The following is a 21,211-nucleotide window of genomic DNA, read 5'->3' as shown; positions in this document are numbered from 1 at the left end:
CACCCGGCTTGAGCGTCCAAACCAACATGTCGGGATAGAATGAAGGTCACCTGGTCACCTTTTCCTCGTCCGGAAGCGAACTCGTCACCCCCGTTACCGCTCATGTGGTTGCTCGCTTGCACTGCGCATGAGACGATCACCGTCATCCCAAGTTCTGCGCCGGCTGCCTTGTCCTGGGCGATCTGCGATCAGATGCCATCGCAGGCGTCTCTTCTGTCTAGCGACAAATACGCATTACCACCGGCAGATGGTCGGCATAGTCTGCCCAGGGCAACCAACGAAGCTCGCAGCGGAGTGAGTGTGGATCGGAAGGGAACAGTATGACGATCGCGCTTAACGGGTTATATCGATGCCGGCTGCTCACTTTCACACGGTGGTCGTGTTCCATCTGGGCGATTTTCGCCGCGCTCACTGTGCCAACGCTACCTTCGCCGGCCAGGGTCGTTCCCGCAAGGGAAGATACCTCGACCACCAAGCTCGCGGGTGTCTGGTCATTTGATGGCCGATCCGGCTGTAAGTCGGGGATGGCCTGGGTTCTTAATCGCAACGGATCTTACAGCGAAATCCGATTGCCTGACCAGACGCCGCTTGGCGGAGGAAAGTGGTATGAACGCGGCGATACCATCTATTACTCATTGCCGCGAGTACTGACAGCGGCCGCGGGACGGCCCGACAAGCGTATGGTCATTATAGAGCGCGGCCCGCGGCGCCTGGTGGCCGTGACGAACCGCAGGGTTCGTCATGTGATGCACAAGTGTCCGGGATGATCGAATGCCTTCGATCGAGATGTGCGAAACGTTCTGGCCCAAGCCCGAAAAGGGAACAAAAACGAGAGTGGAGTTCGAAGTCACACGTCGAGCATTGCCCCCTTATTGGCATATGCAGGATTTCGCTTCTTGAGTTGTTCCCACTACGTCACGGAAAACTGACCCATCATGCCTTCGTCCTCGTGCTCCAGGATATGGCAATGGAACAGGAAGGGCGCTTTTGAAGCAGGCTGGTCGAAGCGGATTAATAACTCGACCGGTTCGTCCACGACGATGGTGTCACGTGGCCCCTGATCAAGAAGATCTGGTTCCTCGCCATCGCGACGTAGCACGTCGAAGTGCACTCCATGAATGTGGAAGGGATGGGCCATTTTCTGCCCGGAGACTTTCCATATCTCGACGGCGCCAAGCTCGACTTCCTCATCGATGCGATCAATATCGAATCGCCTGTGGTTGATCGTTAGCGGCTCTTCGTCGCTATCCATCATACCTCCCAGCCTCATGTTGAGCACCAGACGTCGCCGTGCGACGACCGTCGCCGGATCTGGCACCGCGCGGGACGCCAGGAGGAGCGGAAGCGTGGTGCTACCTCGCTTACTCGATGCCAAGCGCGGTGAAAATGTGAGGACAGTTTCATCCCCTGCGTTGTTTTCGCTAGCCTCGTGCCGATGCATCATGCCCATGCCATGCATCCTGAGGGTGCTTTGGTCCGGAGCCGATACCAACGAGACCGGTTTGCCATCGCTGAAGTCCACCAAGATCTCAGCCCGCTGACCGGAGGCCAGAGTGAGGGACTGCAATTCAACGGACTTTTCCAAAAGGCCGCCCTCGGTGCCGATCCAATAAAAGGCTCGTCCGTCGCTGAACGAAAGATCGTAAGTCCGGGCATTCGAACCATTTACGAGCCGCAGCCGCACTAAGCTTCTGGGAACGTCTGCTCGCGGGTTGTACGCGCCGTTTACGAGAATAACGTTGCCCCGCCTCCCGTCCAGCGCCACCATCATGCCCGCCGGTAACACCAGACGGCCATCCACGAACTGCCGATCCTGGATCAAGATTGGTAGATCGTCGACGCCGTAATCCGAAGGCAAACCGAGACCTTGCTCTTCCTCGTCGGTGACGAAGAGCAATCCCGCTAGGCCTGCATAGACCTGCTCCGCCGTTCGGCCGTGTGCATGCGAATGATAAAAGAGAGTGGCCGCCGGCTGACGGATCGGCAGCGTCGGACGCCAAGTCTCGCCTGGACTAATGGTCTGGTGGGGGCTGCCGTCCAGCTCTCCCGGTACGAGCAGCCCGTGCCAGTGAACCGTGGTATCAGCAGACAGATTGTTGCTGACAGTCACCGTCACGTCGTCCCCGCGATGTACCCGCAGAGTCGGGCCGAGATAGCTTCCGTTGTATCCCATGGTGGCGCTCCGCCGCCCTGGGAAGAAAGTGGTTTCCCCTTCCTGCGCCCTCAGTCCAATTCTCTGCCCATGGTCGCGTGCATCTAACAGGCGAGGAATGGGCAGCGTGCCTGCTTGGTCCGGCGTCGCAAATCTGCGCGTGCATGCCGCCCCCAGCAGGAGGCCTCCGCCCGCCAAGACAGTTCGCCGGCTCAGAAAAGTCATTTCGAAGCCCCTCCTGAGCAATCGTGAAACTGACGCAAACGCGCTTTTCTCGATCCGATGAGATCCACCGAGGCGAAGCGCCGCTCTTCCCTTAAAGGGCGCGCGGGAGGGCAATATCCGTAATACCCGAACCGATCGCTTTTGTGCCCGCCCCCTCTGGGAAGACAAAATTGCCCTTCTAAGCTGGTTGCGGCCCTCGCCAGTTGATCAATAATCAGCCAGGCGAGCGTTCAATCACTGCGGCACCGATCCGAGCGAGCGTCTATTCCGACAATTTAGCCTGGGCCAGTCCGAGTGGCTGGTTCGGCGGTGGGCCTTGCCACGATCGCGCCGAAGCAAAAGCGGCGTGCGATTTACGTTTCGCTGTTCGCCACTGCAGCAGGCGGCGTCGCTTTCCAGTGCTCGGGCTAGGCGGAGGCTTTGATGGCCGCCGTCGTCGGTCATCCGCGCCCAGCTTTTGCTAGTAGCCGAACTAAAGCTGACATTGCAGGCTGACCGCCAGCTTCGCAAATTACGTATACTGCCACCTCCAGGCCGATACCATCTCAACGGCAAGCTCCCTGGGGAGCGAGAATCGACCGGGCATGTGTCCGGTCGCACTGAAACTCAGACTTGAAGGAATCATATTTGCGCAAGAAAGCAGCGATTATCGCTTCGCTCGCAGCCTTTGGCGTCCTTGCCGTCGGCGCCGGGCCAGTTCTCGCCGATGGGATGCCGCCGGGCATGCCCGACCTTGAACAGACGCTCAAGGCGAAGCCGGCGCCGGCTCGGTCCGACACGGCCCAGATGCAAGGCATGCGACACCGCGAAGTGCGGATGCCCGGTGAGATGATGCAGGACCATCGGATCGCTACGCGGGAGATGGGGACCCAGGACGGAGCCTCCCGCATGTTGCATAGGTCGCGGGGCGGTTGCTGACCCTGCAATTAAGCCAGCTCCGACCACGAGGCGGGGTGGCCAACGACCGTGGCCTGGTTCAACCGCAGCTTTGGCCCGCCGTTCTCCCACGGCGGGCCAATTGGTTTTTGCACTTCGCTGCCGGCCGCCATCAAGCGGGATCATGAATTGGCTTGACCTTGGACCATGGTCCACCCCGCACGATCCCGCGCATGCTTGTCGCGATCAAAAGCGGATTCGTAAGTTACGTATACAGACTGCGTCTCGCTAGCAGCATTGAAGCTTTGGAATTGCCGGGATCGGAACGTCGATCGGGCAACAGGACGAACACTCGGAGACCCTCAATGCGACAGACGACATTTCGCGCGGCGACCATCAGCCTCTTCGTGACGCTAACCTTCGCCGCCGGCACCGCTCTCGCCCAGTCGACGCCCGCGCCCGCGCAGACTGCGCCGGCCCATGCCCACCAGCAGGGCATGGATCATGGCGGGCAGCAGATGCACGATCAGATGATGAAGGATCATCAGGCCGGCGCGCAGAAGCAGCAGGGGAAACCGGCCCAGCAGGATCAACAGGGCATGTCGGGGATGGCCGGCATGTCCGGCGGGTCGCCTGCATCGAACGGCTCGGGCATGGCCGGTAAGGCGAAGAGTGGCTGCTGCAAGATGCCGATGAAGAAGGCCAAGCCGGCCGCGAAGAAGAAGACCGCCAAACCCATGGCCGACAAGCCCATGGCCGACAAGCCGATGAGCGACATGTGACGTTTCCAGCCCCGATAAAACACCCCCCCCCCGGGGCTGAGGGCCCGCCGCCGCCCCCGCGGCGGGCCAGTTCTTTGACGATGCCCAGCGTCGCCCCGTGCTCCCGGCCTTCAAAGCCGGGTCCGAGCGTCTGACGTGACAGAGGAAACAGTGATGCGAAAACATCTTGGCGTCGGTGCTGCCGTTGGCTTTCTGCTCTTTGGCAGCACGCCGCTCCTCGCACAGGGTATCGGCCATCGCTTGTTCATGCGCGGCAAGATCGTCCGTATGGATGCGGGCGGCACAGTGGCCTGCCTGGGCAAAGCCGATGGCGCACACATCGGGCAGATACTCGACGTCTATCACGCAACGCCGCGCCACCGCCGCCTTGTCGGTCATGTCGAAGTCGACCAGATTTTCGACGACCATTACGCTCATTTCCGCGTGAGGGACGGGACGCTTCAGAAAGGCGATTGGGTGAGCCTAAAGCGCGTCCGGGCGTAACGCCAGAATTGGAATGCCAAGCGCCGCCCTCGCCAAAAGAAGAAGCGGCCGAGTAACGCCTGTCTCGGCATAATTCCGATCAGGCGTGCGCGAATAGGTTCGGGAGTCGATGAATACTAATCGGCTCCGTCGGCGTGTTTGACCCTCAAAGCCCGCGACAGCGACACCAGACTACCTTCTGCGGAACTTACTTATAGGCCGCCCGGGCAAAGAGATTACTCCGTCAGGCTATCGATAGAGATGGAGTCAGGTTATGTTCGAGAAGGCGATCGGGACCATCAATGCGGCGGCCTCCTTCCGACACCGCTATGATAATTTCATCGGAGGCCGCTGGAGCGCTCCTGCGGGCGGCGAGTATTTCGCGGACACGAGCCCGATCAATGGCGCCCAGATCGCCGAGTTCGCGCTGTCGACGCCGGAAGATGTCGAGCGCGCGCTCGATGCGGCGCACGCCGCCAGGGATCAATGGGCAAGGATCGCGCCCGCCGAGCGCGCCAGGATTCTCAATCGCGTCGCCGACCGGCTCGAGGATAATCTGGAGCTGCTGGCGCTTGCCGAGACGATCGACAACGGCAAGCCGATCCGCGAGACCCGCGCTGCCGACGTGCCGCTTGCGATCGACCATTTCCGCTACTTCGCCGGCTGCATCCGGGCGGAGGAAGGCGGCATCTCGACGATCGATGCGGACACCATCGCCTATCATTTCCGCGAGCCGCTCGGCGTCGTCGGCCAGATCATCCCGTGGAACTTCCCGCTGCTGATGGCGGCGTGGAAGATCGCCCCGGCGCTGGCGGCGGGCAACTGCACCGTCATCAAGCCCGCATCCCAGACGCCGCTCACCTTGCTGATGTTCGCCGAGCTCACCGCCGACATCCTGCCGCCCGGCGTGCTCAATGTCGTCACCGGCCCGGGACGGACCGTCGGCCAGGCGGTCGCCGCCAATCCGCGCATCGCCAAGGTCTCGTTCACCGGCGAGACCGTCACCGGCAAGCAGATCATGCACGCGGCTGCCGACCATCTGATCCCCCAGACGATGGAGCTTGGCGGCAAGTCGCCCAACATCTTCATGGCGGACGTGCTCGACGAGGACGATGCCTTCTTCGACAAGGCGCTCGAAGGCTTTACTTTGTTCGCGTTCAACAAGGGCGAGGTCTGCACCTGCCCGTCGCGCGCGCTGATCCATGAGTCGATCTTCGACCGCTTCATCGAGCGCGCCGTGGCGCGCATCGCCGCGATCCGCCAGGGCGATCCGCTCGACCCCTCGGTCCAGGTCGGCGCGCAGGCGTCGGAGGACCAGCTCCACAAGATCCTGGGCTATATCGATATCGGCAAGGCCGAGGGCGCGCAGTGTCTGGTCGGTGGCGCCAGGGCGCTCCCGGGCGGTGCGCTGGACCAGGGCTATTTCGTGCAGCCGACCGTGTTCGTGGGTCAGAACCACATGCGCATCTTCCAGGAGGAGATCTTCGGTCCCGTCCTGTCGGTCACCACGTTCAAGACGGTCGAGGAGGCGATCGCACTTGCCAACGACACCGCCTACGGTCTTGGCGCGGGCGTCTGGACCCGGAGCGGCAACACCGCCTACCGTCTGGGCCGCGCGATCGAGGCCGGGCGGGTCTGGACCAACTGCTATCACCAGTACCCCGCCCATGCCGCCTTCGGCGGATACAAGGCGTCGGGCTTCGGGCGTGAAAATCACCGGATGATGCTCGACCATTATCAGCAGACCAAGAACCTGCTCGTCTCCTATGACGAGCACGCGCTCGGCCTGTTCTGACCCCTCGCTCAAAAGGAGAAACGGACATGGCGAAAACCATGAAGGCGGCGGTCGTCCGCGAATTCGGCAAGCCCCTGGTCATCGAGGACGCGCCGATCCCGACGGTCGGCCCCGGGCAGATCCTGGTCAAGATTGCGGCAACCGGCGTGTGCCATACCGACCTGCACGCGGCAGAAGGGGACTGGCCGGTCAAACCCAACCCGCCCTTCATTCCTGGCCATGAAGGCGTCGGGCATGTCGCCGCCGTCGGTGCGGGCGTCACCCATGTGAAGGAAGGCGACCGGGTCGGCGTGCCCTGGCTCTACACCGCCTGCGGGCATTGCGTGCATTGCCTGGGTGGCTGGGAGACGCTTTGCCACGAACAGCAGAACACCGGCTATTCGGTCAATGGCAGCTTTGCCGAATATGTCCTCGCCGATCCCAACTATGTTGGTCACCTTCCCGACAATGTCGACTTCCTCGACATTGCGCCGATCCTCTGCGCGGGCGTCACCGTCTACAAGGGATTGAAGGCCACCGAGGCCCGACCCGGCGAGTGGGTGGTCGTCTCAGGGATCGGCGGGCTCGGCCACATGGCGGTGCAATATGCCCGTGCCATGGGTCTCAATGTGGCCGCGGTCGACATCGACGATAGCAAGCTCGACCTCGCTACACGCCTTGGCGCCACACTGACGGTCAACGCGCACAGCGAGGACCCTTCGGCAGCGCTCAAGAAGGCGATAGGCGGCGCGCACGGAGCGCTCGTCACCGCCGTTTCGCCCAAGGCGTTCCAGCAGGCGCTCGGCATGGTCCGGCGCGGCGGCACGGTCGCGCTCAATGGTCTGCCGCCGGGCGACTTCCCGCTGTCGATCTTCGACACCGTGCTGAACGGCATTACCGTGCGAGGCTCGATCGTCGGCACGCGGCTCGATCTGCTCGAGGCACTGGCGTTCGCCGGCGACGGCAAGGTCAAGGCCACGGTCCATGCAGACAAGCTGGAGAACATCAACGACGTCTTCTCCCGCATGCACCATGGCGACATCGAGGGCCGGATCGTCCTCGACCTCGCCTGAACCCGACTTCGCGAAAGTACAGTTCATGTCTCCCTTACATATCCGGCCGATCGCACGGCGCCGTTTCGTCCAGGGGCTGGCGATCGGCGGCGCGGTTGCCGGCTTCGCCCCGGCGCTTCTCGCGCGATCCGCCCCAGTCTCGCCCGCCGAGCTTAGCGGGACCGAGTTCGACCTCGAGATCGCCGAGCTGCCAGTCAACTTCACCGGCAAACGCCGTATCGCGACCGCCGTGAACGGCAGCGTGCCCGCGCCGGTCCTGCGCCTGCGCGAAGGCGACACGGTCACGCTCCGTGTGCGCAACGGCCTCAAGGAGATGTCGAGCATCCATTGGCACGGCATCATCGTGCCGGCGGAGATGGACGGCGTGCCCGGCATCAGCTTTGCCGGCATCGCGCCGGGCGAGACCTTCACCTATCGCTTCGAGGTCCGCCAGAGCGGAACCTACTGGTATCACGCTCACACGCTCGCCGAGCAGACGGGACTCTATGGAGCGATCATCGTGGAGCCGAAACAGGCGCCGGCGGCGCGGGCGCCCGATCGCGACTATTGCATCGTGCTCAGCGACTGGTCGGACGAGCCGCCGCTGCAGATCTTCCTCAATCTCAAGAAGCAGAGCAGCTACTATAATTTTGCGCAGCCGACAGCCGGCGACTTCCTCAAGGATGTCGGCGCCATGGGCCTTGGGAAGGCGCTCGAGCGGCGGCGGATGTGGAACAGCTCGCGGATGAACCCGACCGACTACAGCGATGTCTCTGCCGCGACCTACACCTATCTGATGAACGGCGCGCCGCCCGCCGGCAACTGGACCGGTATCGCCGCGCCCGGCGAACGCGTGCGCCTGCGCTTCGTCGGCGCGGGGACGGCGACGTTCTTCGACGTGCGGATCCCGGGGGTCGAGCTGACGGTCGTATCGGCCGACGGGCAGCCGGTCGAGCCGGTCACGGTCGAGGAATTCCGGATCGGCCCGGGCGAGACCTATGACGTCGAGTTCACCATGCCCGAGGGCGGCGCCCGCACCATCTTCGCGCAGGCGATCGATCGGAGCGGCTATGCCCGCGGCACGATCGCACCGGCTCCGGGCATGGCGGCAGCCGTGCCGCCGCTCGATGCCCGGACCTGGCTCGAGCCGGTCGACATGATGGGCGCGATGGCGACGATGGGCGCAATGGGAGGCGACGCGCATGCCGGGCACGGCATGACCGAGATGCCGGCCAGGGCACAGCACGCCCGCACCGAATATGGCGCCAATACCGACATGCGCGTCGACTATCCCCGCACCAATCTGGACGATCCCGGCGCCGGGCTGCGCGGGCGCGGCTGGCGCGTGCTGACGCTGGCCGATCTGCGCACGCCGGGCGGCGATCCCGACCCGCGCGAGCCCGAGCGCGACATCGAGCTGCATCTGACGGGCAATATGGAACGGTTCATCTGGTCGCTCGACGGCATCAAGCTCAACGATTCCCGGCCGCTGCATTTCAAGCCGAACGAGCGGCTGCGCGTCACCTTCGTCAACGACACGATGATGGCGCATCCGATGCATCTGCACGGCATGTGGAGCGATGTCGAAGGCCCGGACGGCGCCTTCCAGGTCCGCAAGCATACGGTCGTGGTCCAGCCCGCCCAGCGGGTGAGCTTCCGCGTCACCGCCGACGCCATGGGCCGATGGGCCTTCCACTGCCATCTGCTCTATCACATGGCGGCCGGCATGTTCCGGGAGGTGGTGGTCGCATGATCCGGATTATCCCCTCGCGCGGCATTGCTCTTGGCGTTGCCCTCTTCCTGGCGCCGGCGATCACGGCTCCCGCCCTCGCGCAGGATGCCTTGCCCCCGTCGCCCGCCGCCACCCCTGCCCAAACGGCCACTCCCGATCCAAACTCACCTTCCGCGCAAGGCTCTCAGGAGCATGCGGGCATGGACATGCCGGGCATGGATATGACCGACACGAAGGCGTCCGGTAACGGCGCCACGATGGACATGGGCTCGATGCAGGGTGGCAAGGCCCCGCCGGACGCGCGCAACTCGGACGATTATGCCGACGGCTATCGCAACTCGACGCTGCCGGGCTATGAGATGGCCGACAAGCTCTCGATCCCCAAGATACTTGTGGATGAGCTCGAGTTCACCAGCGGCAACGAGGGTCAGGGCGTGGGCTGGACCGTGCTCGTCACCAAGGGTCAGGACAATGACAAGCTCTGGCTGCGCAGCCAGGGGCTCAAGAACTCCCGCGACCAACGTCTCGATCCGGAGAGCAGCGTCGAGGCGCTGTGGTGGCACAGCAAGAACCCGTTCTGGGGCACGCTGCTCGGGGTCAGGCAGGATCTCGGCAAGGGTGCGACCACCTGGCTCGCCGCCGGCGTCGAGGGACTGGCGCCCTATTGGTTCGACGTCCAGCTCACCGGCTATGTAGGAACCGATGGGCGTCTCGCGGCGCGCGCCAAGGCCTCCTATGAGGTCCTGTTCACCAATCGGTTGATCCTTACGCCGCAGGTGGAAACCAATATCTATTCGAAGCGGTCGAGCGATCGGCAGCTCGGCAGCGGCTTCAGCAATGTCGAGCTGAGCGGACGGTTGCGCTACGAGGTGTCGCGCAAGTTCGCGCCCTATATCGGCTTCGTCTGGGAGCGCGCATTTGACGGCACGGCCGATTTCCGTCGCCTGCGCAGGGAAGGGCCTTCCGAACACAGGCTGGTGATCGGCTTGCGCGCCTGGTGGTGATCCGCGGATGGCCACTCGAGGGATCGACCGCGAACGCGCCGCGTGACAAGGCTGGATCGCAAGCCAACGGTCGCTGGCCGGCCTCCTTTTTCGTCTTGTTGCTCGCGGCGGCTGCGGCGTCGGCGGGACAGACGGCCATTCTCGCCTTCCTTCCGGCACTGGTCGACCCGGCTCGTGGCGCGCTATCGTCAAGCGCTCATGATTTTCACGTCGCGAGCCTGACTGCGGTCCATCCCCTGGCAGCCTTGCTGGCGGCGCCGCTCTGGGGCTGGATCGCGGACCGGGTCGACTATCGGGCGATGTTGCGCGCAGCGCTGGTCATCCTCGCGCTGGTGAACGCGCCGATCGGCCTCGTCGGGTTGCCTGAGCTTTATGCATTGCGTCTGGTGGCGGGGATGGCGTCGGCCGCCATCATACCGTTGGGCTTGCTCTGCGCGAGCTTTGCCGCAAGCGGGCGCGCGGACCAGGCGCGCCGCTTCACCTGGCTGACCGCCTTCGTGTTTCTGGGCGATCTCGCCGGTCCGCTGGTGGCGGAGGTCTCGGCCGCGATCCTGCCCCGCGCTCCCCTCATGATCCTCGCTCTCGGCATCGGTGCCGTCGGGGCGGCGCTTTGCGCCGTGCGTCTGCCGCGCTGGTGTGCACCTTGCATCGATGGCGGAGACCTGCCCGCGCCTACGCTCGGCGCGACGTTGATCCTGCTTTTTATCACGATCGTCGCGGGCGGCGGGCTGGCGGCGATGCATGTCAATCTCCTGGTGACGCGGAGCGCCATTTCGCTGAGCCGCGAAGAGATCGCCTGGATGCTCAGTCTCTGCGGATTGGGAATGCTGGCGGCACAGATCTTCCATGCAAAGCTGGATTGGCTGGTCACTGTGCCGAGGCGGCTTGCCGGATTGACGCTGGGCCTGCTGGCTGTGGCACTTTTCATGTTTCCTGTCGCCGCGAGTATGGCCGAGCTCAGTGGGATCATCGTTGCTGCCGGCTGGAGCTCGGCAACCCTTCGATTGGTCACCAGCTTCTGGATCAGCGGCGGCGGGGCCCCTTCAGGCGTGAAGCTCGGTTTCCAGCATTCCGCCGCCAGCATCGGGCAGGCGCTCGCGCCGCTGGCGATAGCCATCGTCGCTCCCGGGGCGCAGCCGCTCGTTCTGTGGGGGATTGGTGGTCTATCGCTAGCGCTGCTTGTGTCCCTGCCGCTAGCCTGGAGGCCGCCCGCCATCGTAAAATCATCTGCGTGATGAGGGGAGGGGCGCATTGATGCGTATAGAAAAGAAGGGGCCTCTGCCCCATGCTTATCGTTCTTCCGGGAGTCATTTCATGAAGACCCGCCTATTCGTCGCCTTGCTGTTCCTCGCCATGCCCGGCGTAGCGCTTGCGGCCAGTGATATCGTCGTCCACCGGGATCCGGGATGTGGATGTTGCGAGAAGTGGGCGCAGGCCGTGCGCGCGAAGCTGGGACGCAAGGTCGTCATGCGTGACGATGCGTCGCGCAGCGAGCTTCAGCGCAAGGCCGGCATGCCCCGGACGCTGGCATCTTGCCACAGCGCGATCGTCGATGGCTATATGATCGAGGGCCATGTCCCGATATCCGACGTCAAGCGCTTGCTGGCGACCCGTCCTGCGGGCGTCAAAGGCATTGCGGTTGCGGGGATGCCGATCGGTTCGGAGGGCATGGAAGTGGCAGGCGCTGCCCGCCAACCCTATACGGTGGTGGCCTTCGGCAGCGCCGGTCAGCGAATTTTCGCCCGCCATTGATATCGCGCGGTTTGCAGCATCCTGCAGAATTGCCCGGTGGTAGAGGACCCCGCTGTCGAGTGTAGAACCTTGTGTCAAGCGAGCTGATGGCGTCCCTACCCCTACCTACACTGAAAAAGCAACGATTTGTCTTGTAAGTTGTTCGCGGTCGTCTCCCTGATTTGCCTGAATTTGGCCCAAAATGTGGGAACGATTGTGGGACCGTTTGCCCACCGAAAGTGTGAGAACGGCCCCAACATTCCCGATCAGGGCCCCGAACCGATGGCACTCACAGCATTGAAGGTGAAAAACGCGAAGCCCGGTCGCCATGTCGATAGCCGGGGCTTTGCCTGATTGCACTTTGCGTTCGCTTGCATTACATCGTCATGCAGAAAGGAAATCGACATGGCCGCAAACGCTCTTGTGCAGACCCGGATCGACGGAGCGGTGAAGGAGGAAGCCGCGACCGTGCTGGCTGCTATGGGGCTGACCGTCTCCGATGCCGTGCGCCTGATGCTGACCCGCGTTGCCCGCGACAAGGCCTTGCCGTTTGAACCGCTGGTGCCCAATGCCGAGACGATCGAGGCCATGAAGGAAGCGCGCGAGGGAAAGGGCAAGCGGTTCGCCACGGTGGTCGACCTGATGGCCGACCTCAATGCGGACGATTGAACGCTTCGGGCGGTTCAAGCGCGACTACAAGCGGGAGAAGAAGGGGCAGCACGCCAAGACGCTGGACGCTGACCTGATCCCGATCATCGAGGCGCTGGCATCCGACGAGCCGCTTGAACCGCGCCACCGCGACCATGCGCTGACCGGCGACTGGCGCGACCATCGCGATTGCCACATAAAGCCCGACCTCGTGCTGATTTACCGCAAGCCCGATGACGACACCTTGCAGCTTGTGCGCTTGGGATCGCACGCGGAATTGGGTTGGTGACGCCCGCGCATGGCGAGCTTATACGTTTGTCGGGTATGTCAGCCAGAGGCACGATTACGGGTTAGGTGTGATCAGCGAGCATCCGATGCCAACAAGCTTTTGCAGAAGACATCAATCGCAGAGATGCATTCGGCAGGCGCTGCTTGAAACAAAAATGAGGGCCATAAATCACTTTCACCCTCAAATTCTGACAAATTTGCCGTTAGTTCACGACTGGTGAGCGAGAAATGAGCCGATCGCGTTGGGCTTGAAGAGCCGACCGCTCGCTCCACCGTCGTGACCCCTACGTTGATGACCGGCGGATGCTGGCCCGGTAGACGATGCTGCCGAGAGCGACGACGACGCCCATGATGGCAAAAGATTCCATGCTCGAATGGCTCAAAAGCCAGATCGTGAGAAGGAAACCCTATTTCCGTGATTTGCTCGATCACATGCTCAGGGTTGAGAGCGCCATCACCGGCATCCGCGACATCCTGATCTCGGTGTTCGAGGCGAGTCACCTGCTCGAACAGCAGCGCCAGGGTGCGATCACGCGTCAGCTTGCCGCCTGGGCCGCGATCCTCGCGGTGCCTACCGCGATTGCCGGAATCTACGGCATGAATTTCGAGAATATGCCCGAACTGAAGACGCAATGGGGATATTTCGTCATCCTCGGCGTCATCGCTGCGGTCTGCATTGGGCTCTACATCCGGTTCAAACGTAGCCACTGGCTTTGACGGCGCAGATCGGCTTTCCACATCGCGCCGGGCTGAGGCTGCCGGGGGCCGGCCGCCATAACTCAATGCTTTCGCAGAACCTCGGCGCGGTGCCGGTCCAACGCATCGAGCAAAGCCCTGCCGATCAAAGGCTTTGCGAGAACGTGATCGAAGCCCGCCTCGGCGGCCCGCCAGGCCAGCAGCGTGTCGTGAAAGCCTGAGATCATGATGGCGCGTCCCGACCATCCGATCTCGCGAAGGTGACGCAGCATCGCGAATCCGTCGATGTCGGGCATGCGATAGTCGAGGATGACGCAGTCTGCCTCCTTCGCGCGGGGGTCGGCCAACAGCGCGTGGCCGGTCGTATATCCCCACACGGCATAGCCGCGCGATCTCAGCAGCAGCTGGAGGCCACGCCGCACGCCGGGATCGTCGTCGGAGACGAGGATGGTGTATTTGCCATCATGCTGAGTGGAACGGACCGATGGCATTGCGAGAAGCGGACACCCGTGTGACGATTGCACCATCGATCGCATATCGCGCCTCGTCCCGTCGCTACGTAGAGGTCGCAGTCACTTCGGCTTGCGGCCCATGCCCGCGGCAAAGGCGATCCGCAGGGCTTCGGACAAATTGCGGACCTCGAGCTTGGCCATCAGGCTCGCGCGATGGACCTCGACCGTTCGCGATGAACAGCCCAGGTCATAGGCGATCGTCTTATTGGGCAGGCCGTTCGCCAGCCCTTCCAGCACTTCACGCTCCCGGGGCGTCAGTGCAGCGACCCGCACGCCGGCTTCAGAGGTTTCCAGAGTGCGAAAGTCGACATCGTCGAGACGCGCGAACGCGCGGCTGACGGCGCCGAGCAGGGCCGCTTTCTCGAAGGGCTTCTCGAGAAAGTCGACCGCGCCGCCTTTCATGGCCTGCACCGCAACCGACACGTCGCCATGGCCGGTCAGGACGATGACCGGCATGTTGACCCCGCGTGCTGCCATGGCGGCCTGAACCTCGAGACCGTCCATCTCGGGCATGCGCACGTCAAGGATGACGCAGCCGACGGCCGCCGACTTCGCCTCCTTGAGAAACTCCACGCCCGAGGCATAGGTCACGACGTCGTAGCCCGCGGTCTTGAGCGCAAAGCTCGCCGCCTTGCGGATGCTCTCCTCGTCGTCGACCAGATGGATGACGCGTCTATCCCCCATGTTCCTCCTCCGCCCGCGCATGGATCAAGGTAAAATGAAAGCGGGTGCCGCCGCGGTCGGGGCGCTCCATCCAGATACGGCCGCCATGCGCTTCGATGATGGTCCGGCAGATCGAGAGGCCGAGGCCCATGCCGTCGGCCTTTGTCGAGTTGAACGCCGTGAAGAGCTGCTCGCGGATTCCGTCCGCGATGCCGGGACCGGTATCCTCCACGGTCACCTCGATCAGCCCGTCAGGGCGCAACCTGGTCGCCACCTTGAGGTCGCGAACCGGACACTCCGCCATCGCCTCGATGGCATTGCGCATCAGGTTGACCAGCACCTGCTGGATCTGCACCCTGTCGACGAGGACCAGCGTCGCGGCGGGATCGACCGCAAAGAAGCTGCGGATGCCGCGCTCGCGTGCACCGACCAGCGCGAGCTGGCTCGCCTCGGCGATGACCTGCGGCAGCTCGTGGAGGCTCTTGTCGACCTCGCCGCGGGCGACGAAATCGCGCAGGCGCCGGACGATATGGCCGGCCCGCAGCGTTTCCTGTGCCGCATCATCCATCACCGACCGTAGCGACACGAAGGGTTCGTCGTCCCGCTCGTCGAGCATGTCGCGGATCGTCTCGAGATAGAGCGCGACCGCGGCAAGCGGCTGGTTGAGCTCATGCGCGAGCGTCGAGGCCATCGTGCCCATCGCGCTCAGCCGAGAGACATGGACCAGCTCTGCCTGCAGTTCCTTGAGCCTGAGCTCATCCTGCTCCTTGGCGGTGAGATCCCGGATAAAGCCGGTGAACAACCGCTGCCCGTCTTCACCGGCCTCGCCGACCGACAGCTGCATCGGGAAGGTTGAGCCGTCGCGGCGCTGGCCGACCACGACGCGACCGAGGCCGATGATCCGGCGCTCGCCGGTCTGCAGATAATGCGCGAGATATTCGTCGTGACGGTCGCGATCGGGCTGGGGCATAAGGCAGGAGACGTTGCGGCCGACGAGCTCGGCTTCGCTGTAGCCGAACAGGCGTTGTGCCGCTGCGCTGAACGACGTGATGGCGCCGGTCTCGTCGATGATGATCATCGCATCCGGCACCGTCGCCAGAATCGATTGCAGATGCTGCTCGCGGGTCTCGATCGATGCGCGGACCGCCGCCTCGTCGGTGACATCGCGGCTGATGCAGGCGAAGCCGCGATGTGTGTCGCCTTCGAACAGTGCGGTGATCGTCAGGCGCGCCAGATATTCCGCGCCGTTCTCGCAGACCCGCCACGCTTCGCGCTCCAGCGTGCCCTCGTGAAGGGCGGCCGCCAGGTCTGCGCCTGGACGCCCCGCCGCAATCTCGTCGGGCGGGTAGAACAGGTCGTGGGGCTGTCCCAGGACGCGATCGAGCGGCCAGCATTCGGCACGCTCGCCTTCTTCATTATAGCTCAGCACCATCCCGGAAGGATCGAGCAGCGTCAGGACGTGGCCGCCAGCCTGTCGCAGGAACAGCGGCGCAAGCCGCGCCACCTCCCTGGCAATCTCGTCGGGCCCGCGCCTCGTGTAGACCATCGGCCGGCTCACACGCCCGGCCGGGCGCACGTATCCGGGCGTAGCCGGACCGTGCCACTCAGCGCCGCGCGAGTATGGCCTTCATTTCGTCGATTTCCTGCCGCTGCGAGCGCTTGATCGATTCGCAAAGCCGGATGACTTCGGGATCGCTCAGCTTTGCTTCCTGGCACATCAGGATCGCGCCGGAGTGGTGTGGGATCATCGAGCGCAGAAAGGCCGTGTCGCCGATCGTGGTCTGCGTGCGGATGAACGCGAAGCTGCCCAAGAAGGCGACCAGCGACGCGGCGATCAGCGCGATGTTGGCGGCCTTCGACGGGAACATGTGCCGCATGGCGAGGATCATGAGCACCACCATCGGTGAGACCATCATCAGCGTCATGTAGAGCATGTTGAGGTTGTTGTAGAAGCTGTCGAGCCCGTCGATCATGACGAACATCACCAGATACATGATGACGCCGCTGATGACGGTCTGGAAGGCCAGGCTCCAATAGGCGCCCATCTTCCGTGTGCTCATGTGGGACGAATGATCCATGGCGTATCTCCTTCGTTCGGCGCAGGCCGACCTGGGTCTCAGTGTAACGCCCCGCTCTCCTGTTCGCCCCCGCCATCAGCCGTCCCGATGCTAGAACCAGAAGCGGATGCCGGCGACGAAGCTGGTGGCATGGACGTCCTCGCCGGCAAGCCTCGACAGCCGCGCCGTGTCGCCGGCTTTGCGCAGATAAGAGACGCCGATATAGGGTGCGAACTGGCGGCTGAACTCATAGCGCAGGCGCGCGCCGAGCTCTATGTTGACCAGCCCCGAACCGATGTCGTTCTCCGGAATATCCTGCGCGGCGAAATTGACCTCGGCGCGCGGCTGCAAGATCAGGCGCTGGGTAATGCGCTGGTCGTAATAGCCCTCGACCCGGCCCAGAACATCGCCCTTGGTCGAGAGGAACAGCGCGCCTTCGACTTCGAACATGCCGGGAGCCAGGCCCTCGACGCCGACCGTCGCGTAAGTGCGGTCGGGCCCGCGGCCGAAGTCCTGGCGGATACCGCCCTGAAGATTGAAATAGGGGTCGATGGCCCGGCTATAGAGCACCTGCACCTCCGCGCTGTCGATGCCGCGGCCGAACTCGCCTTCGCCCTCGCTCTTGAGCCAGAGCCGGTTGATATCGCCGCCGTAAAAGCCTTCGCCATCCCAGCGATAGCCATCGCGACCGCTATGCGCTTGATACTCGAACAGGTTGAGCAGCACCTGCCCGAAATTGTTGCCGCCGCTGTCCTTCATCATGATGTCGCGTGAGCGCGCCATCTCGGCGCCGGGAAAATCACGATCGGCGAAGTGGTCGCTGGGGGGAGGCGGCGGGGGCGCATTGCCGGCCGGAAGCGCCGTGCCGGTCATTTGCATGCCGGGCATGGCGGTCTGGCCATGCTGCGAATGGTCCATCCCGGGCATGTCCGGCATCGCGCCGTCCTGATGCTGGGAGTGGTCCATGCCCGGCATGTCCGGCATCGCGGGAGACGCGGGTTGCGGCTGACCGGCCGCATCTCCCTGCGGCGCAGGACTGGCCTGGTGCTGCGAATGGTCCATCGCCGAGGTGGCGTCTGGCGCTGGTGTCTGAGCGCGCGGCCTGGCGGCGGCCTTGTCCTTCTTCTTCTCCTGCGCCGGCGGCACCTCGCCCGGCGGCGCCATGCCGGGCATGCCGTGCATTGAATGATCCTGGGCAAAGGCGGGCGCGGCAGCGAAAAGGGCGATCGCGCTCACCAGCGGCGTGAGGATGCGGGTCATTACGCGTCTCCCTTCGGACGGACGCTCACGACCCGCATCATCCCGGCATGCATGTGGTAGAGGAGATGACAGTGGAAGGCCCAGTCGCCGACCGCGTCGGCGGTGAAGTCCCAGGTCACCTTGCCGCCGGGCTGGACGATTACCGTATGCTTGCGTGGCGCATGATCGCCATGCCCCGTCACCAGCTCGAAAAAATGCCCGTGAATATGGATCGGATGCCCCATCATCGTGTCGTTGATGAGATTGACGCGCACCCGCTCGCCTTCGATGAAGGGGATCGGCTCGTGATGGTCCGACATTTTTTCGCCGTCGAACGACCACATGAACCGCTCCATGTTGCCGGTGAGGTGAATGTCGATGCTGCGGCTCGGCGCGCGCACGTCCGGATTGCGATCGAGCGCCATCAGGTCCCTGTAGACAAGCACCTTGTGGCCGACGTCGGCGAGGCCCTGGCCGGGCTCGCCGGTGCGGTCGACGGGCATCGGCGAGATGGTCTGGACGCTCGGGTCGCGCTTCACCTGCGGCGCGTTCGAGAAGTCTCGCATCTTCATCGACCCCATCGCGTGCCCGCCATGGTCCATGCCCGCCATCTGGCCATCGGCGCCCATCGCGCCGTGGTCCATCCCGCTCATCGCGGAATGATCCATCCCCGAATGATCCATGCCTGCCATGGCGCTATTGTCCATGGTCGCCATCGCTGCCGCCGCGCCGGTCGCGAGGCGCGCGGACGCGTTCTTCTCGGCCGTCGGATCGACGCCCCGCATAGCGCCGCCCGACATGTCCATGCCTTCCATGCCCGGCATCGAGGACATGTCCATGCCCATGTCCTTCATGTCGGCGAGCGGCCGTTTGCGTAAGGGGGGAACCTCGCCGGCCATGCCGGCGCGCGGCGCGAGCGTGGCACGCGCCATGCCCGAGCGGTCGATCGCCTCGCCGACAAGGGTGTAGGCCTTGTCATCGCCTGGGCTGACAACGACGTCGTAGGTCTCGGCAACACCAACCTGGAACTCGTCGACGGTGACCGGCACCACATTCTGCCCGTCGGCCTGGACGATGGTCAGCGGCAGGCCGGGGATGCGGACGTTGAAGGTGGTCATCGCCGACGCATTGATGACCCGCAGCCGCACCCGTTCGCCCGGGGTGAAGAGCGCGGTCCAGTTGTCCATCGGACCATGGCCGTTGACGAGATAGGTGTAGGTGGATCCGGTCACATCGGAGATGTCGGCCGGGTCCATCCGCATCTGGCCCCAGTCGAGCCGGTCCTTGAGCGGCTGATCCTTGCCCGACAGGAGCCCGGCCAGGGTCTGGCGCTGGAAATTGAAATGGCCGGGGTTGACCTTGAGGCGCCGGAAGATCGCCTGCGGCGAGAGCGCGCTGTGATCGGCGAGCACGATGACATGCTCGCGGTCATAGGCGACCGGATCGGCACCGGCGGGATCGATGATGATCGGGCCGTAATGGCCTTCCTGTTCCTGCAGGCCTGAATGGCTGTGGTACCAGTAGGTGCCGCTTTGCACGACGGAGAACTGGTAGAGGTAGTTCGAGCCCGGCTTGATGCCCGGAAAAGACACGCCCGGCACACCGTCCATATTGGCCGGCAGGATCAGCCCGTGCCAGTGGATCGAGCTGTCCTCCTCCAGCTGATTGATGACGTTGAGCCGCACGCGCTGGCCCTCGCGCAGCCGGATCAGCGGGGCGGGGACCGTGCCGTTGAGGCCGATTGCCCGGAACTTGCGCCCGTCGATGGTCATCGACTGCCGGGCGATGGTGAGCGTAATGTCTTCGCCCGACACGGTCGGCAGCGTCGGTCGCATCCCCGGCGAGATCGTCTGCGCCCAGGCCGGCAGCCAGGCTGACAATGCTGCGCCGCCGCCGGCGAGGGCCGCGCCGCGGAGGAACTGGCGGCGGTCGAGAGCAGAAATCATTGGGTTGTCTCAGCTTTAAGAAAGAGGGCGTACCTATTGGGAATACGCAGCATGGCCTCATCCCCCTCAAACTTTCTTTAATATTTCCGAAAGGCGTGCCCTAGCTCGATAGAGGCGCGTTTCGACCGCCTTCTGGCTGATCCCGAGAATTTCGGCGGTTTCAGCTTCCGATTTCTCGTCGATCGTACGCAAAATAAGCGTGTCCTTGAGGGAAGACGGCAGGGCAGCAATCGCTTTCATTGCTTGCGCGAGCTGCTGTTCGGCCCCGATCGCCTGATCGGGCAGCGGTGCGTCGTCGGCGACGCCGTCCGCCTCGCCGAGCGGTAGGGCTAGGGCAAAGAAATTTCGAACCGCTCGCCGACGCCGCCAGTCATGGCATTTGTTGATGACAATCCGGGACATCCAGACCTGGAAGGGTCGGGTTACGTCATAGCGGTTGAGTGCGGCAAAGGCCGCGACGAAGCTCGCCTGGGTGACATCCAATGCCTCATCCATAGATCCGACATGGCTGCGCACGAGCCGGTGAACCCAACCTTGATGCCGGCGGACCAGCTCGCCATAGGCCGCTTGCCGGCCTCCAAGCGCCAGAGCCGCGAGCTCCCCGTCCGAGCAGTCGGGGAGGCACGCGGTCATTCGGATTTGGCCGTCAGCGCTTTCACCACGGCGTCGTCGAATTTGTCCGTCTGATCCGGGCGCAGCACGGCCCGCATCGCGAAGATATGCTCAAGTGTTTCTTTCTGCAGCGCGCCCATGGCCTGGTGCGAGCGATCCACCGCAGTTGCGACTTGCGGGCCATAGCCATGCTCCGCTTCGATCGCTTCCGCGAGACGCGCATTGTCGGCGCGCAATTCGGCCTCCAGCGCTTGACGCCGGATCGCGTAGTTCTTCTCGATTGTCTCGAGTCGGCTGTGTTGCGCTGAATTCAGCTTCAGATCGCGATGGAGCAGCTCGTGCAGCTCATTTTCGACCGGGCGCACTGGAACCACATAGACGCGGCCAATGACAACGCCAGCGATCGCCGCGGCGAAGGTCACCAGGACGAGGAGCAGGAGCCGGCGGCGGTCGCGCATCACTGCGAGCTCAGCAGCGTCGAGGGCGCAAGCGCGAGCCGAGCATCGAAGGGCGATAGCGGTTTGGCATCAACAGACCGTGTCGAAACTGCCGAGCCGGCAATTCCGATGAACAGCGCGGTTGCGGCCGCGATGCCGAACGTCATAGCGCCAAGGCTTGGTATGGCCCGGATGCGCGCTATTTCCGCCATGACCCGGCTTTCCAGGCCGCCGAGCCTGGGATCGAGAGGCGCATCGCGCAACCGCGAGAGCAGGTGGTCAAGTTCATCCATGGTGCTTCTCCGTCTTCATCCATCAATACG

Annotated in this window: 21 protein-coding genes and 1 pseudogene; 11 read left to right on the top strand and 11 right to left on the bottom strand. The window is 63.7% G+C overall.

The window, feature by feature from the left end; genetic code table 11:
- Positions 1–910: 910 nt before the first annotated feature.
- The gene (locus B2V90_RS18710; protein WP_009823982.1) at positions 911–2,377 is read right to left on the bottom strand and encodes a multicopper oxidase family protein; all 1,467 of its coding nucleotides are present in this window, start codon (positions 2,375–2,377) and stop codon (positions 911–913) included.
- A gap of 621 nt (positions 2,378–2,998) precedes the next feature.
- Positions 2,999–3,220 (bottom strand): hypothetical protein, encoded by a 222-nt coding sequence (locus tag B2V90_RS18705; RefSeq protein ID WP_037479748.1) that lies wholly within the window; start codon positions 3,218–3,220, stop codon positions 2,999–3,001.
- 398 nt (positions 3,221–3,618) lie between these two features.
- Between B2V90_RS18705 and B2V90_RS18700 the strand changes: the two genes are divergently transcribed.
- The 11 genes and pseudogenes from B2V90_RS18700 to B2V90_RS18650 form a co-directional block, all read left to right on the top strand.
- On the top strand, positions 3,619–4,035 hold the full coding sequence (locus tag B2V90_RS18700; RefSeq protein WP_043150657.1) for a hypothetical protein: 417 nt from the start codon (positions 3,619–3,621) through the stop codon (positions 4,033–4,035).
- 153 nt (positions 4,036–4,188) lie between these two features.
- Complete coding sequence (locus B2V90_RS18695) at positions 4,189–4,518, top strand: hypothetical protein (RefSeq protein WP_043150735.1); 330 nt, start codon at positions 4,189–4,191, stop codon at positions 4,516–4,518.
- Between the two features lie 253 nt (positions 4,519–4,771).
- Positions 4,772–6,292 (top strand): aldehyde dehydrogenase family protein, encoded by a 1,521-nt coding sequence (locus B2V90_RS18690; protein ID WP_086491661.1) that lies wholly within the window; start codon positions 4,772–4,774, stop codon positions 6,290–6,292.
- 26 nt (positions 6,293–6,318) lie between these two features.
- Positions 6,319–7,344 carry an alcohol dehydrogenase AdhP gene (gene adhP, locus B2V90_RS18685; RefSeq protein ID WP_007683342.1) on the top strand — a complete coding sequence of 342 codons (1,026 nt, stop codon included), beginning with the start codon at positions 6,319–6,321 and terminating at the stop codon, positions 7,342–7,344.
- A 25-nt stretch (positions 7,345–7,369) separates the two neighbouring features.
- Positions 7,370–9,076, top strand: coding sequence for a copper resistance system multicopper oxidase (locus B2V90_RS18680; RefSeq protein WP_007683343.1), 1,707 nt, complete (start codon positions 7,370–7,372; stop codon positions 9,074–9,076).
- Positions 9,073–10,059: a copper resistance protein B gene (locus B2V90_RS18675; protein WP_009823975.1), complete on the top strand. Its 987-nt coding sequence runs from the start codon at positions 9,073–9,075 to the stop codon at positions 10,057–10,059. Before B2V90_RS18680 ends, B2V90_RS18675 begins: the two co-directional genes overlap by 4 nt.
- Positions 10,053–11,294: an MFS transporter gene (locus B2V90_RS18670; RefSeq protein ID WP_086491660.1), complete on the top strand. Its 1,242-nt coding sequence runs from the start codon at positions 10,053–10,055 to the stop codon at positions 11,292–11,294. The genes B2V90_RS18675 and B2V90_RS18670 overlap by 7 nt, the downstream gene beginning before the upstream one ends.
- A gap of 79 nt (positions 11,295–11,373) precedes the next feature.
- Entirely contained in the window at positions 11,374–11,811 is a 438-nt protein-coding gene (locus tag B2V90_RS18665; RefSeq protein ID WP_007683347.1) for a DUF411 domain-containing protein, read from the top strand.
- A 384-nt stretch (positions 11,812–12,195) separates the two neighbouring features.
- The gene (locus B2V90_RS18660; RefSeq protein WP_004212689.1) at positions 12,196–12,459 is read left to right on the top strand and encodes a type II toxin-antitoxin system RelB/DinJ family antitoxin; all 264 of its coding nucleotides are present in this window, start codon (positions 12,196–12,198) and stop codon (positions 12,457–12,459) included.
- Entirely contained in the window at positions 12,446–12,727 is a 282-nt protein-coding gene (locus tag B2V90_RS18655) for a type II toxin-antitoxin system YafQ family toxin (protein WP_004212690.1), read from the top strand. The genes B2V90_RS18660 and B2V90_RS18655 overlap by 14 nt, the downstream gene beginning before the upstream one ends.
- Positions 12,728–13,128: 401 nt before the next feature.
- Positions 13,129–13,443 (top strand): annotated as a pseudogene (locus B2V90_RS18650) (CorA family divalent cation transporter); the annotation flags it as partial.
- 62 nt (positions 13,444–13,505) lie between these two features.
- On the opposite strand, the gene B2V90_RS18645 reads toward B2V90_RS18650, so the two are convergent.
- The 9 genes from B2V90_RS18645 to B2V90_RS18605 all read right to left on the bottom strand — a co-directional run bounded on the left by B2V90_RS18645 (position 13,506) and on the right by B2V90_RS18605 (position 21,181).
- The gene (locus tag B2V90_RS18645; RefSeq protein WP_086491659.1) at positions 13,506–13,913 is read right to left on the bottom strand and encodes a response regulator; all 408 of its coding nucleotides are present in this window, start codon (positions 13,911–13,913) and stop codon (positions 13,506–13,508) included.
- A gap of 81 nt (positions 13,914–13,994) precedes the next feature.
- Positions 13,995–14,618: a response regulator transcription factor gene (locus B2V90_RS18640; RefSeq protein ID WP_007683357.1), complete on the bottom strand. Its 624-nt coding sequence runs from the start codon at positions 14,616–14,618 to the stop codon at positions 13,995–13,997.
- Positions 14,608–16,143, bottom strand: coding sequence for a two-component system sensor histidine kinase NtrB (locus B2V90_RS18635; RefSeq protein WP_007683359.1), 1,536 nt, complete (start codon positions 16,141–16,143; stop codon positions 14,608–14,610). Before B2V90_RS18635 ends, B2V90_RS18640 begins: the two co-directional genes overlap by 11 nt.
- A gap of 58 nt (positions 16,144–16,201) precedes the next feature.
- Positions 16,202–16,675, bottom strand: a complete 474-nt coding sequence (locus B2V90_RS18630) for a DUF305 domain-containing protein (RefSeq protein WP_007683361.1) — start codon at positions 16,673–16,675, stop codon at positions 16,202–16,204.
- 90 nt (positions 16,676–16,765) lie between these two features.
- Entirely contained in the window at positions 16,766–17,914 is a 1,149-nt protein-coding gene (locus B2V90_RS18625) for a copper resistance protein B (RefSeq protein ID WP_007683363.1), read from the bottom strand.
- On the bottom strand, positions 17,914–19,839 hold the full coding sequence (locus B2V90_RS18620; RefSeq protein WP_007683365.1) for a copper resistance system multicopper oxidase: 1,926 nt from the start codon (positions 19,837–19,839) through the stop codon (positions 17,914–17,916). The genes B2V90_RS18625 and B2V90_RS18620 overlap by 1 nt, the downstream gene beginning before the upstream one ends.
- Positions 19,840–19,905: 66 nt before the next feature.
- Entirely contained in the window at positions 19,906–20,472 is a 567-nt protein-coding gene (locus B2V90_RS18615; protein WP_007683367.1) for an RNA polymerase sigma factor, read from the bottom strand.
- Positions 20,469–20,909 carry a periplasmic heavy metal sensor gene (locus B2V90_RS18610; protein ID WP_007683368.1) on the bottom strand — a complete coding sequence of 147 codons (441 nt, stop codon included), beginning with the start codon at positions 20,907–20,909 and terminating at the stop codon, positions 20,469–20,471. Before B2V90_RS18610 ends, B2V90_RS18615 begins: the two co-directional genes overlap by 4 nt.
- Positions 20,909–21,181: a hypothetical protein gene (locus tag B2V90_RS18605; protein WP_086491658.1), complete on the bottom strand. Its 273-nt coding sequence runs from the start codon at positions 21,179–21,181 to the stop codon at positions 20,909–20,911. Before B2V90_RS18605 ends, B2V90_RS18610 begins: the two co-directional genes overlap by 1 nt.
- Positions 21,182–21,211 lie beyond the last annotated feature (30 nt).

Origin of the sequence: Sphingobium sp. UBA5915 (assembly GCF_002431195.1) — a bacterium.
In the GTDB taxonomy this organism is placed as follows: Bacteria; Pseudomonadota; Alphaproteobacteria; order Sphingomonadales; family Sphingomonadaceae; genus Sphingobium; species Sphingobium soli.
This window is presented reverse-complemented; position numbering and strand designations above follow the sequence as displayed.